The following is a 13,197-nucleotide window of genomic DNA, read 5'->3' as shown; positions in this document are numbered from 1 at the left end:
CTCTGGCTCTGGCTCTGGCAAGGATTCAACGACATCTTCAAGCTGATCGCTACCTTGGATTTTCGGTTCAAAGTCAAAATCAGAGTCAATGTTCGCTGGCGACTCTACATCGTCGATGGCTTCAGCTAACCAGTCTTCAACCGTTTCTTCTTCATCTTCAGAGATATCGTTCAAAGACGATGGCGAAGCTTGCTCTTGTACGTCGGCTTCTTTCGGCTCTGGTTCTTGTTGTGCGGTTTCTTCTTTAACTCGCTCTTCAAAATCTGGTTTGTCAAAATCAGAATTCTCAGATAACAGCGAGTCGATATCCAGTTCATCATCTTCAACCGATGATGCGGTTTCTTGCGCTGATACTTCGTCGCTGTCTAAAAGAGACGCTTGCTCTGGTTCAACCGTATTGTCAATTGATGGTTCAACAGGCTCTTCTATTGCTGGCAACAAATCATTGTCATCAGAAGTCATTAACTCATCAATCAACGCTTCGTCTGTTGTTTCTAGCGAGTCATCAAGCAAAGCATCCGTTGCCGGTGCGACACCGAACAAATCATCGATAAAACCATCACGATTAAAGGCTTCATCATTTTCTGGCTTAATGTCAGAACTTTCTTGAGTCATTTCAGAATCTAACGATTCATCAGTAACGACTTCAGGTTGTGGTGTTTCACTAATGTCCGGATCTTGCTCAGGCTCACCTTCAGAGGTTAACGGAGTAAGCTCAACGTCTGAGTCCTTTTCAGGCTCCTCATTGGCGTTGTCCAAACCAAAGGCTGCGTCTAACTCTTTATCAAACGTCTTATCTTCAGATTCAAGCTCGTCTTCAATGCCACTTGTCAGTAAGTCATCAAATGGGTCTAGAGATTCTGATTTTGATGCATCCGCTAAAAGCTCATCATCTGACAATTCACTATCAAGGAAATCATCCAATAAGTCGGTACTTTCGGCGTCGAGTTCGAAATCATCCTCGTCAGAGTCACCTATTAATTCATCCAAGGTTTCCGTGCTGTCTTCTGCGATGTTGAGGTCATCATCGGTCGATAAACCAGAAAGCTCTTCAAGCTCAGACAGAGAATCAAAGCCAAGAGGTTCGCTTTCAGACTCATCATCCGAATCGTCCCCTAGCATCTCATCAAGAAGGTCTGTCGAGTTACTTAGGTCTACGTCATCGCCTGCCAGTTGCTCATCAAGCAGATCAACGCTGTCTTGAGGTTCTTCATTTACGATGGGCTTATCGAACTGAGACAGAATGTTTTCGATATCATCATCAGACGCCAAACCACTGTTTAGGTTAGTGGCAATCTCATCGTCGCTATCGAGGTTGAAAGGGTCATTCGCTTGATCGTTCTGAGCAGCAACTTGGGCAAAGATGTCATCAATATCATCATTCGCTGTCGGTGAAGCTGGCTCAGGGGACTGTTGTTCAGAGATTAGAGCATCAATATCAAAATCGTCATTGCTCAAATCAACAGGCTTAGTCTCACTTTGTTGCTCAGAGATAAGCGCATCGATGTCAAAATCATCGCTTGCTGGTGTTTCAGTGCTAGAAGGCGAATCACTTTGCTCTTCCGAAATCAGAGCATCAATATCGAAGCTGTCGTCATCTTCGTCATCAAGAGCAAACAGATCATCTAATAAAGATTGGTCTAGCTCGTTGGAACCGAGATCTTCAGTTTCAGACTCTTGAGATAGTAAAGCTTCAATGTCATCAGCAGACATTGCGTTATCATCAGAAAGATCAAAGTCGACATCATCAGTATCGACGGCGCTTTCCGCTGTTTTGTCTAGCGCACGTTCCATCTCTTCAAGGCCAAGCGCTTTCTCTTCGCCATTAACACTAATGCCGTTGCTGCTGTCTAAATCTAGATCGTCGAAGTTGGTGTCTAAATCACCGTTTTCGCCAATGCTAGCAAATGGGTCATCGTCTTCACCATCTAGATTGAAATCGAGATCAGATTCATCTAAACCAGCAAAGACATCATCCTCTTCGGCTAGCGCTTGATCGTCAAACAACTTATTGGCGTCATCTTCAGTGCCAAACAAGTCATCGTCTAAAGACAGCTCGTTAAGGTCGTCCATCTCGTCGCCCAGTGTAATAGGCGCGACGCTGCTTGGTTCAGGCTGAATCGGTTGTTCTTGAGTGTTTTGCTGTTGTTCTTCATTTTTAGAACGACGGCCTATCAGCATCACGATGATCAAGCCAAGTAGAAGACCCGGAATAAACGCAAGAGCCGCAACTAACCAACCATTAGATAACAGTTCATCCATGGCACTTGGTGCCATTTTTTCAATTTCGGCGTTCTTTCTACGCTCTTCATCAAGCAGCTTTTCCACTTCGCTACGAATGCGGTCTTCATCACTGAGCTCTGTTTTTAGCTCATCCACTTCCAATTGAACATTCGACAGCATCAAACGAAGTTGATGGTTTTTTTCTTCAAGTGACAGTAACTCAGTTTCTGAAAGCTCTAACTGCTTCTCAAGGTGGTTCATTTCCTTGGCGCCGGTTAGCGGCTTGTTATTCACTATATCTTGATTACCAATTATCGATTTATCGACAACTTTAGGTTCGCTAACCTTGGCTTTGGATTGTGCATTTTTAGGGGCTACATCTGGTCGACTTGACGCTTGCGCTACTTTAGGTTTTGAAGCGGTAGGCTTTGTCGCAGGAGCATCAAGCTTAGCAAGGTGCGAGTTCATGATGTTGATAGCTTGCTGCGTCGAACTTGCACGTGCTTGCTCTAAAGAAGGCACACGTAAATTACTGGCAGGCAGCAGGCTATGGATATTCTGATTTTCAAACGCTTGTGGGTTTAAGCGATAAATCGCCAACAATGTTTGTTGGACTGAAACGGAGTTATCAGGGCGTAACCTTGAAGCAATAGACCATAGCGTTTCTGAGCCACGGGTTGGACCATAGAAACGTGAAGGCTCAGCGCTATTCAATTGCGCTCTTTGAAGAGGTTCTGAAAACGTAGGCGCTGATTGTATCTGGCCATTAGGCCCTACAACTCGAATGGAATCTGCACGAACAACGGAAATCTGAGTCGCAATGATAAAGGCAAAAGGCATTAACCACGGCTTGAAAAATTGAAACATAAAAGGCTCAGCTAGGTGCTTAAATTCGGAAAAGTGATGATCTATTAAATATATCGGATAAATGACGTAAAACTATAGAGATGAAAACAAAAAATGTGTTGCAGCAACAATATTCGCAGCAATTTCACACAATTTGACTAACAATATTTTCAATCGATTAAAAAAGCCCCACTAAAGAGTGAGGCTTGATAATCAAAGCAATGAAGCTTAGAAGTAATCGCGAATCAGAACTTCAGCGATTTGAACTGCGTTTGTCGCTGCGCCTTTACGAACGTTATCAGCTACTACCCACATGTTCACGCCGCTGTGATGGCTGATGTCGCTACGAATACGACCAACCATTACGTGGTCCTTACCACCCGCATCACGAACTTGAGTTGGGAAGTCTAGAGCTTGGAATACTTCAACGCCTTCCGTGTTCTCTAGAAGCTGAATAACTTGCTCTGCACCGATTGGCGCACGAGTTTCAACATGTAGAGATTCAGCGTGGCCGTAGAACACAGGAACACGAACACAAGTCGGGTTCACCGTGATTGACGAATCAGCAAAGATTTTCTGAGTTTCCCAAACCATCTTCATTTCTTCACGTGTGTAGCCGTTCTCTGTAAATTCATCAATCTGAGGAATACAGTTGAACGCGATCTGCTGTGAGAATGCTGAGTTTTCAGCTGGCATGCCGTTAAGAAGCTTAGCCGTTTGACCTGCTAGCTCATCGATACCCGGCTTACCTGCACCAGACACAGATTGGTAAGTAGAAACGTTAATACGCTCAAGACCTACTTCATCGTGAATAGGTTTAAGTGCTACTACCATCTGAATAGTAGAACAGTTAGGGTTCGCGATGATGTTGCGGTTACGGAACTCAGCAATCGCTTCAGGGTTCACTTCTGGCACAACCAGAGGAACATCGTATTCATAACGGAAACGTGATGTGTTATCGATAACAACCACACCTTCGTCAGCGGCGATTGGAGCCCAACGTTCTGAAAGCTCGCTACCTGCAGAGAAAAACGCAATATGTACTTGAGACCAATCGAAGTCTTCTACGTTTTGTACTTGTATTGTTTTGCCGTTAAAACGGGAAGTTTTGCCTTCACTACGTTCACTTGCTAGTAAGTGCATTTCACCGACAGGGAATTTACGCTCTTTAAGTACTTCAAGAATGGTTTCACCAACCGCACCAGTCGCACCTAAAATAGCAATATTAAATTCTTGGCTCATTGTTTCTCTCTTTTATAAAGTTGGCTTTACCATAAAACCGAGTTTAGATAACGGCGTTAAATTACAAGATTCATCGCCCGTTAACTCGACTGCACTGTACTCTCTACGGTCCCAATATTCTTTACGCATCTTGTCAAAAGAACCCGGCGTAGAGATATTACGACGGAATAAGGCGTCGTCTTTGCGCACATCATAGATCAACTGAGTCAAATTGTGCAGTGTTGCTTCATCCCAAGCTCTATCTAATTTCATTTGAGGCACTGGCGCTGTTGGCAGAAGATCGCTTGCATAAGCACGCTGTTCAGTACCTAAAAACTCACAATAACTGTTGAAGATCATCGTGGTACCACGTGCTTTACCTTCTAAACCGTAGCCCGCTACGTGAGGAGTTGCAAAAGCAAGCAGTGGAAGTAACTCAAAATCGACTTCAGGTTCAAACTCAAACACATCAAGAACGGCAGTAAAACCATCGGCTTTTTGCAAGCGAGCTTTTAACGCTTGGTTATCAACAACTGGGCCACGTGCTGCATTAATCAAAATTTGATCAGCACGTAAGTTGTTCAGCACTTGCTCATTGATCAAGTGATGCGTTGGGAACTCACCCGTTTTAGTAATTGGTGTATGTAGAGTGATCACGTCCGATTGCTCAAGCAGTGTCTCTAATTCCGTAAACTCGCGAGTATCACCCTCTTGTTGTTTTAGAGGATCGTTCAGCAGAACTTTGATACCAATACCTTCAAGGCACTTCGCTAAGTAGCTACCTACCTGACCACAACCGATAATACCGACTGTTTTATCGAATACAGAGAAGCCTTGTTGCTGCGCAAGTACCATCATTGCGCTGAAAGCATACTCAGCGACACCCACCTTGTTACAGCCAGGCGCCGCAGTAAAGAAAATGCCACGCTCTTTCATCAATTCTTGGTCAACGTGATCCATACCAGCTGTTGCGGTTCCGACAAACTTCAGCTTATTGGCTTTGCTAATCAATGACTCATTCACCTTGGTGACAGAGCGAATCATCAATGCGTCTACGTCAACTAGGTCGTCAGCCGTTAATGTGCGACCAGACTTCATTGTCACTTCCCCTAGCTGGCTAAATAGCGCTTCAGCATAAGGCATATTTTCGTCGATTAAGATTTTCATTTGGCGAGTACTTTAGTTGGGGTCTATCGACCTAAATGTGAATTGAAATGATTGTGCAAAATTCCACACTCGGTGTCGAGTAGCAAATGGAATACATTATATATAAAGGGCTACGTTGGCATTTATCACACCATATCCCAAAACCGAATCAACACTGAAGATTGTGTAGCCCAGAAACGAAAAATGCCCGATTGAATAAACAATCGGGCAAACATCCAGAACAAAAGGATCCTATCTCGCTCTCCAGGAGACAGAGTCTTGCGTCTGTTCAACCAGTACTAACCAAAGTCACTACTGGTCAAGCTCTGGAAACCTTTTAATTTCTAAACCCAGATTTAAAAAGTCATGTTCAAAAAAACACGTATAAAACCTACATTTAAAAAGCTTTGTTCTGTTGGTCATGGTTAGTGGGCAACCTATGCGTGTTGAGTCTGCACTCACGTCACCCATTAACGATTAACCTTTATTAATTTAACCTTAGCTTCAATTAGCCTTGGTATTTTTTGATTACTAGCGTTGCGTTCGTACCGCCGAAACCAAAGCTGTTAGACATAACCGTTGTTAGCTCTTGTTCACGAGCTTCCGTTACGATGTCTAGGCCTGCGCCTGCTTCGTCTAGGTTTGCAACGTTAATGCTTGGTGCGATGAAGCCGTTATCAAGCATTAGCGTTGAGTAAATTGCTTCGTGTACACCAGCCGCACCTAGAGCGTGACCTGTCATCGCTTTAGTTGCTGAGATTGCAGGGCTGTTGCCGCCAAAGACTTCTTGGATTGCGCCAAGTTCTTTAACGTCACCAACAGGAGTTGAAGTACCGTGAGTGTTCACGTAGTCAACGCCATCAACGTTTTGCATTGCCATCTTCATACAACGAACCGCGCCTTCACCAGAAGGAGCAACCATGTCGTAGCCATCTGAAGTTGCGCCGTAACCTACGATTTCACCGTAGATTTTTGCGCCACGAGCAACAGCGTGCTCAAGCTCTTCGATAACTAACATGCCGCCGCCACCAGAGATAACGAAACCATCACGGTCTGCATCGTAGGTACGAGAAGCCAGCTCTGGCGTGTCGTTGTACTTAGTAGAAAGTGCGCCCATTGCGTCGAACATCATAGTCAGAGACCAATCCAGTTCTTCACCGCCACCAGCGAATACAACGTCTTGCTTACCAAGTTGGATAAGCTCCATTGCGTGACCAATACAGTGTGCAGATGTCGCACATGCAGAGCTCATAGAGTAGTTCACACCACGGATTTTGAAAGGAGTTGCTAGACAAGCAGAAACCGTAGAAGCCATTGTACGTGGAACCATGTATGGACCAACGCGCTTCACGCCTTTCTCACGGATGATGTCTACCGCGTTTACTTGGTTTAGAGATGAAGCACCACCTGAACCCGCAACGATACCCGTGCGGTCATTAGATACTTGATCTTCAGTTAAGCCAGAATCAGCAATTGCTTGCTCCATTGAAAGATAAGCGAATGCCGCTGCATCACCCATAAAGCGCATTTTTTTGCGATCGATATGGTCAGCAGGGTTCATTTTTAGGTTACCCCATACTTGAGAGCGCAAGCCATTTTCCTTGAACTGCTCTGAAGCGGTAATACCAGATTTACCCTCTTTCAGTGATGCTAAAACTTCTTCGACGTTGTTACCGATACTTGAAACAATACCCATACCGGTGATTACGACTCGTTTCATGTGACATTCCTATAATTCTAAATTCAGCTAGATGATAACTAAGAAGCCTAACAAAAGTGGTCAGCTTTCCTAGAAATTCGTACAATCCCTACCAACATATCGCTTCAAATCACAAAATGATAGATTTTATGACTTCAATTACTAATGCAGAACTGGAATGGAATGAGTCTGGCACGCCAGTTTCAGACCAATTTGACGACGTTTACTTCTCCAATGTTAACGGTTTAGAAGAAACTCGCTACGTCTTTTTAAAGCAAAACCACCTTCCAGAGCGTTGGCTTGAACATGAACAACGCCGCTTTGTGATTGCTGAAACCGGCTTTGGCACAGGTTTGAACTTTCTTGCAGTTTGGCAATGGTTCGATGCTTTTCTTAAAGATAACCCACAAGCGATGACCAAAGAGTTACATTTCATCAGTTTTGAAAAATATCCTTTAAATAAAGAGGATCTGATCAAAGCACACCAATCGTGGCCAGAATTAGCCGAGTATGCGACGCAACTCCAAGAACACTACCCTATTGCTCTACCTGAATGTCACCGCATTGTGCTGGGCGACGGTGCAATCACGCTTGATTTGTGGTTTGGCGATATTAAAGATTGCATGCCCAACGTACCAACCCCGCGTGAAGGTTTGGTTGATGCTTGGTTCTTAGACGGTTTTGCTCCGAGCAAGAACCCAGAGATGTGGAATCAAAACCTATTCAACGGCATGGCTAAGCTCGCTAAGCAAGATTGTAGCTGCGCCACCTTCACCGCTGCTGGCTTTGTTCGCCGTGGCTTAATTGAAGCTGGCTTTGAAATGAAAAAGGTCAAAGGCTTTGGTACTAAGCGAGAAATGATCGCCGGCCGACTTGGCGAAAAGCACGCTCACACCAACATCAAACCTTGGTATGGCCTCGCTCAACACACTGAATCCCAAGACATTGCGATCATTGGTGGTGGTGTCGCCAGTGCTGCATTAGCCAAAACGCTAAGCCGTCGTGGCAAAAATATCACCCTTTATTGTGAACATCCACAAGCTGCGGGCAATGCCTCAGGTAACAACCAAGGTGCGATTTACCCGCTATTAAGCGAAGCGACCTCGAACGTGTCTCGCGTGTTTGGCCCGGGATTACTGTTTGCTCGTCAATTTATTAATCAAGCGGCTCAGTCTATTCAATTTGATCACAGTTGGTGTGGCGTGAACATCTTGATGTGGGATCAAGGCTCCACTAAAAAGCTCAACCGCATGTTGGAAGGCAACTTCCACACCGACCTGATTCAGCGTTTATCGCCAGAGCAAGCCAACGAAAAGATTGGCTTACCCGTCGATAAAGAGAGTGTTTACTTTCCGCTGGGTGGTTGGTTAAGCCCTCTTCAACTGACTCAAGGCTTGATTGGCAAGCTAGAAGAGAGCAACCAAGTGAGCGCACACTATCAACATCAAGTAACGCAACTTGAGTGGCTCGAAGCTGAAAAACAATGGTTACTGACGATTGAGGCACCTCAAGGTGAGATTCAAACTAAGCACGACCAAGTAGTTGTCGCAAACGGACACAAGTTCACTCAGTTTGAACAAACTCAGCCAGTACCACTGACTCCGGTTAAAGGCCAAGTGAGCCATATTCCGACCACGGAAAATCTCAGCCAGCTAAAAACCGTGTTGTGCTTTGATGGCTATTTGACGCCACAGAACCCCAACAATGGTCATCACTGTATTGGTGCGAACTACGACAAAACCAATATCGACCAAGAATTTGATATTGAGGTTCAGCAGCACAATGGCGAGCGCCTACATGGGTCACTACCAGACCAAGCATGGACAAAAGATGTCGATACCAGTGACAACTTAGCGCGCCAAGGTATCCGAAGCGTAAGCCGTGACCACCTTCCGTTTGTCGGAAACGTTGGTGACTTTGAAGCCATTAAGGAGCAGTACCAAGATCTCCACAACTTCAACCCGCAGCGTGACTCGGTTGAGGATGTAGAAACGGTAACAAGCTTCCCTAACCTTTATTGCTTTATCGGACTGGGTTCACGTGGTTTGAGCTCTGCACCATTATTGGCTGAAGTATTAGCATCACAGATCTGTGGCGATCCGCTGCCCTTGCCTGTTGATGTGCTTGAGGCGATTCACCCAAGTCGAATGTGGGTACGCAGACTGCGTAAAGGTAAGGCATTAACGGCTGGATGGGTTGCTGACAAGCATTCTAAATCAAAGCCGTAGTTTCTAGTTCAGCTATTTTGAACATCTGAAATTTCTGAATATCTGAAACTAATAAGTTAAAAGCTAAAAAGCCCTACGTGACTAAGTTAAGTCGCTCGGGCTTTTTGTTATTCGTGTTGATCTAAACTGATGTTCTAAATGGAGCAGTATTTACAGCTTAGCAACCGCGTCTTTAATCTGTAGAGCAATCTCTTCGTTGCTGATAGAGCCCGACTCAAAATCAAAGTTATCGTAGAAGCTTGGTACTGAAACTGACGCTTGCACGTTGCCACCGAAGTAAGGTGCAGAACCTGTCGCTGCACCAAGTACCGTTTGTGCGCCACCAGGGCCCGGTGAAGTCGCTAGGTAAACCGCCGGCTTCTCGCCAAACACTGAACGCTCAATACGTGTCGCCCAGTCAAATAGGTTTTTATACGCTGCTGGGTAGTGACCATTGTGTTCTGCGAACGAGATAACAAACGCATCAGCTTCAGCTAGGTCGCGTAGGAATGCTTGAGCACCTTCCGCTTGGCCAATCTCTTTTTCAGTGTCTTCACTGAACATAGGAACATTGTAATCGTTGATGTCTAGGACTTTTACTTCAGCACCTTCAATCAAGTTTGCTGCGTAAGTTGCTAGTGTTTTGTTGATTGAGGTAGAACTTGTGCTTGCGCCAAATGCGATAACTTTCATGATGTGACCTTTCTGTAATTCCGTTAAGTGGGATTAGAATAACGTAGTAAGAAAATGTAACCATCACAAGAAATGAACGGACTCATTCAAAAATTTCGAACGAGTCTCAAATAAACCAGTTCGCTCAGCAAAATGGGAAAGGAAGGGACTGAGCGGATAGTATTAATACATCGAGATTAAGCTTGGTTTTGTAGCTCAACCCAAAGGTCATTAACGATAGTGCGGTCTGCTGGTGTTAGTTCAGAGCGAGCGTCGTCTAGGCTCTGTTCAATACGAGCTTTTACTTCAGCCACATCTTCAATGCCTTCTTCTTCACATGAAGCCACTGAAAGAGAAATATGACCACGTAAGTAACCACCAGCAAACAGTTCATCGTCTGATGCGTTTTCAATGCGAGCATCAATTACTTCAAGTAGTTTTTCTTCAAATTCGATAATCATAATATTCTCTTATTTCACAATAAATTGGCTAGCACATAAAGGTTCTACATCGTAGAAGCTGCGTAATGCTTCAGAGAGCATTTTCACGCGAGGCGGAAAGCCTACTTCAAAGATACCCATAACTTCGCTATGTACTTTATTCATAAAGGCCAAACGATCTGGCTCAAAATCGCCGTGTAGATTGTCACAGCTGACATTAAAAGGAAAGCCTGCGCTCATCGCAATGATCCATTCATACGCTTGTGGGCGAATTTCTACTTTTTCAAACTCAGCTTGAACCGATTCCGTTCGACCGTCAGGTTCATACCAATAGCCAAAATCTTCCAGTAAACGACGCTCAGGCCCAGCAACGCACCAGTGTGCGATCTCATGGAGTGCAGAGGCGTAAAAGCCACGTGCGAACACGATTCGATGGTGTGGGATAGTATCATCAGCAGGCAAATAGATCGGCTCATCAGCCCCTAGCTCTAGTTTGGTATTAAAGCTTTCAAAAAAGGTCTGATTGAAGATATCGATAATGTCTGAGTATTGGTGTGTCATAAAATCAAATTTAAGTAAAAATAACTGGGGCATTTTGCTTTTTTTTCAGCGCTCGGTAAAGCCCTATCAAGCGTAATGACATCGGGTTCGCCATTATACTTTGCAGTGACAATCGATTGCCATTCCCAGATTACACCACTTTAAGGTGAATGATTAGTTTAGCTAATCTGAAACGCCCATTCACGGTACAAATATTCATTCGTCAACAAGCATTTTTACTACTACACTCGCGCTTCATTTTATATCCCTAAGGCCTATAAGACTCGAGTTTATAGACCTAAATTATAGAGCTACAGCAATGCTACTAAGTGTTTTGTATATCATTGGCATCACGGCAGAAGCCATGACCGGCGCTCTCAGTGCAGGCAAACAAAAAATGGATTGGTTTGGTGTAATGTTGGTTGCGAGCGCAACGGCAATTGGCGGCGGTACAGTACGCGATATCTTACTTGGCCATTACCCTTTAGGTTGGGTTGAAAACCCTCAGTATCTGGCCATCACCTGTATAGCAGGTGTTATTACAACCGGGTTGGCGAAATGGGTTATCAAGCTAAAAGGTTTGTTTATTCGCTTGGATGCCTTAGGCCTAATCGTATTCAGTATCATTGGTACCAAAGTAGCGATGACCATGGGTCTGCACCCGATGATTTGCATGGTATCGGCATTAGTGACAGGTGTCTTTGGTGGTTTGTTACGTGACCTTATCTGTCGTCAAACACCATTGGTGTTACATGAAGAGCTGTATGCCTCTGTCGCACTTGTCGCTTCAGGTTTGTACCTAGGTTTGCTTGAGCTTGGCATCAACGACGTCACGGCGACAATTGTGACGCTTGTAGTTGGTTACTTGCTGCGCATGGCGGCTGTAAGATTCAAATGGAGTTTGCCTTCGTTCCAGCTTGATCCTGAAAGTTCAGTGCATTAATGGATTAAGAGCCTTAAGCTGCTAGCTGTCTTTAATGACGATAGTCGCTAACCGGACGAATAATCCTGCTAATGTGAAAAAGGGTTACTTCATTACGAAGCAACCCTTTTTTGTTTCTACCAATTCTATTCTAAATAAAAAGAAGCAGAATTAGATTTGTGGTGTTTCAGTTGTCACACCAAAGTTTTGACCACGATGACGTAGCAAGTGGTCAAGCAGCACGATAGCCAGCATTGCTTCTGCAATAGGTACCGCACGGATGCCAACACATGGATCGTGACGACCTTTCGTGATTAGCTGCGTTGCTTCACCATCTTTCGTGATTGTGTCACCAGGTACAGTGATGCTTGATGTTGGTTTAAGCGCAATGCTTGCCACAATATCTTGACCAGTAGAGATACCACCTAAGATACCGCCAGCATGATTGCTGCTGAAACCTTCTGGAGTTAATGGGTCACGGTGTTCACTACCGCGTTGATTAACAACATCGAAGCCATCACCAATCTCAACACCTTTCACAGCGTTAATGCTCATTAGAGCGTGCGCGATGTCAGCATCTAGACGATCAAAGATTGGCTCACCAAGGCCTACTGGCACTTTAGTCGCAACCACTTGAATCTTCGCACCGATCGAGTTGCCTTCTTTTAGCAAGTCACGAATCAGTTGATCAAATTCTGGTACTTTGTCGGCATCTGGACAGAAGAAAGCGTTGTTTTCAATCTCGTTCCAATCCACTTTATCAATTGAGATATCACCCATTTGAGAAAGGTAAGCTTGGATTTCAACACCAAACTCTTGTTTTAGGTATTTCTTCGCAATTGCACCTGCAGCAACACGCATTGCAGTTTCACGAGCTGAAGAACGACCACCACCTCGGTAATCACGCACACCGTACTTTTGATGGTACGTATAGTCAGCGTGGCCAGGGCGGAACTTGTCTTTAATTTCGGAATAGTCTTTAGAGCGTTGGTCTGTATTTTCAATCAATAGACCAATAGAAGTACCCGTAGTTTGGCCTTCAAATACACCTGATAAGATTTTCACTTCATCCGCTTCACGACGAGCCGTTGTATAGCGAGAAGTACCAGGGCGACGACGATCCAAATCTCTTTGAAGGTCTGCTTCGGTAATTTCTAATCCTGGTGGGCACCCATCTACGATACATCCTAGTGCGATACCGTGACTTTCTCCGAACGTGGTCACGCGGAAATGTTGTCCGATACTGTTTCCTGCCATTACTTCCTCTAAATCAGCTATTGA

At 44.7% G+C, this 13,197-nt stretch carries 10 protein-coding genes; 2 read left to right on the top strand and 8 right to left on the bottom strand.

Annotation, left to right across the window (positions count from 1 at the left end; genetic code table 11):
* The 4 genes from AB4323_RS20480 to fabB form a co-directional block, all read right to left on the bottom strand.
* Window positions 1-3,090, bottom strand: a 3,090-nt coding sequence (locus AB4323_RS20480) for a FimV/HubP family polar landmark protein (protein ID WP_372153232.1), incomplete at its 3' end; no start/stop codon positions are given.
* 207 nt (window positions 3,091-3,297) lie between these two features.
* A complete protein-coding gene (locus tag AB4323_RS20475; RefSeq protein WP_372153230.1) occupies window positions 3,298-4,311 on the bottom strand; it encodes an aspartate-semialdehyde dehydrogenase in 1,014 nt (337 codons plus the stop codon).
* 12 nt (window positions 4,312-4,323) lie between these two features.
* Window positions 4,324-5,457 carry a 4-phosphoerythronate dehydrogenase gene (locus AB4323_RS20470; RefSeq protein WP_108193479.1) on the bottom strand — a complete coding sequence of 378 codons (1,134 nt, stop codon included), beginning with the start codon at window positions 5,455-5,457 and terminating at the stop codon, window positions 4,324-4,326.
* 487 nt (window positions 5,458-5,944) lie between these two features.
* The gene (gene fabB, locus AB4323_RS20465; RefSeq protein ID WP_010436883.1) at window positions 5,945-7,156 is read right to left on the bottom strand and encodes a beta-ketoacyl-ACP synthase I; all 1,212 of its coding nucleotides are present in this window, start codon (window positions 7,154-7,156) and stop codon (window positions 5,945-5,947) included.
* 56 nt (window positions 7,157-7,212) lie between these two features.
* Here fabB and mnmC point away from each other — a divergent pair, with 56 nt between their 5' ends.
* Complete coding sequence (mnmC, locus tag AB4323_RS20460) at window positions 7,213-9,363, top strand: bifunctional tRNA (5-methylaminomethyl-2-thiouridine)(34)-methyltransferase MnmD/FAD-dependent 5-carboxymethylaminomethyl-2-thiouridine(34) oxidoreductase MnmC (RefSeq protein WP_372113499.1); 2,151 nt, start codon at window positions 7,213-7,215, stop codon at window positions 9,361-9,363.
* Between the two features lie 150 nt (window positions 9,364-9,513).
* Here the strand turns inward: mnmC and AB4323_RS20455 are convergent, their stop codons facing one another.
* The 3 genes from AB4323_RS20455 to AB4323_RS20445 form a co-directional block, all read right to left on the bottom strand.
* Window positions 9,514-10,035 (bottom strand): NADPH-dependent FMN reductase, encoded by a 522-nt coding sequence (locus AB4323_RS20455; protein ID WP_017070306.1) that lies wholly within the window; start codon window positions 10,033-10,035, stop codon window positions 9,514-9,516.
* A gap of 176 nt (window positions 10,036-10,211) precedes the next feature.
* Entirely contained in the window at window positions 10,212-10,475 is a 264-nt protein-coding gene (locus AB4323_RS20450; protein WP_017063425.1) for a YfcL family protein, read from the bottom strand.
* Window positions 10,476-10,484: 9 nt separating this feature from the next.
* Window positions 10,485-11,015 carry an elongation factor P hydroxylase gene (locus AB4323_RS20445; RefSeq protein WP_017063424.1) on the bottom strand — a complete coding sequence of 177 codons (531 nt, stop codon included), beginning with the start codon at window positions 11,013-11,015 and terminating at the stop codon, window positions 10,485-10,487.
* Between the two features lie 298 nt (window positions 11,016-11,313).
* Between AB4323_RS20445 and AB4323_RS20440 the strand changes: the two genes are divergently transcribed.
* Window positions 11,314-11,937, top strand: a complete 624-nt coding sequence (locus tag AB4323_RS20440) for a trimeric intracellular cation channel family protein (RefSeq protein ID WP_017062358.1) — start codon at window positions 11,314-11,316, stop codon at window positions 11,935-11,937.
* Window positions 11,938-12,087: 150 nt separating this feature from the next.
* Here AB4323_RS20440 and aroC read toward each other — a convergent pair whose 3' ends face one another.
* Entirely contained in the window at window positions 12,088-13,173 is a 1,086-nt protein-coding gene (aroC, locus tag AB4323_RS20435) for a chorismate synthase (protein WP_017062360.1), read from the bottom strand.
* Window positions 13,174-13,197 lie beyond the last annotated feature (24 nt).

This window comes from Vibrio sp. 10N.261.52.C11, from assembly GCF_041471405.1.
GTDB classification, from domain to species: domain Bacteria; phylum Pseudomonadota; class Gammaproteobacteria; order Enterobacterales; family Vibrionaceae; genus Vibrio; species Vibrio crassostreae_C.
This window is presented reverse-complemented; position numbering and strand designations above follow the sequence as displayed.

Coding starts and splice junctions, on each gene's coding strand:
- AB4323_RS20440 (WP_017062358.1), top strand. CDS start 11,314: ATGCTACTAAGTGTTTTGTATATCATTGGCATCACGGCAGAAGCCATG.
- AB4323_RS20470 (WP_108193479.1), bottom strand. CDS start 5,457: ATGAAAATCTTAATCGACGAAAATATGCCTTATGCTGAAGCGCTATTT.
- AB4323_RS20455 (WP_017070306.1), bottom strand. CDS start 10,035: ATGAAAGTTATCGCATTTGGCGCAAGCACAAGTTCTACCTCAATCAAC.
- aroC (WP_017062360.1), bottom strand. CDS start 13,173: ATGGCAGGAAACAGTATCGGACAACATTTCCGCGTGACCACGTTCGGA.
- AB4323_RS20450 (WP_017063425.1), bottom strand. CDS start 10,475: ATGATTATCGAATTTGAAGAAAAACTACTTGAAGTAATTGATGCTCGC.
- fabB (WP_010436883.1), bottom strand. CDS start 7,156: ATGAAACGAGTCGTAATCACCGGTATGGGTATTGTTTCAAGTATCGGT.
- AB4323_RS20445 (WP_017063424.1), bottom strand. CDS start 11,015: ATGACACACCAATACTCAGACATTATCGATATCTTCAATCAGACCTTT.
- AB4323_RS20475 (WP_372153230.1), bottom strand. CDS start 4,311: ATGAGCCAAGAATTTAATATTGCTATTTTAGGTGCGACTGGTGCGGTT.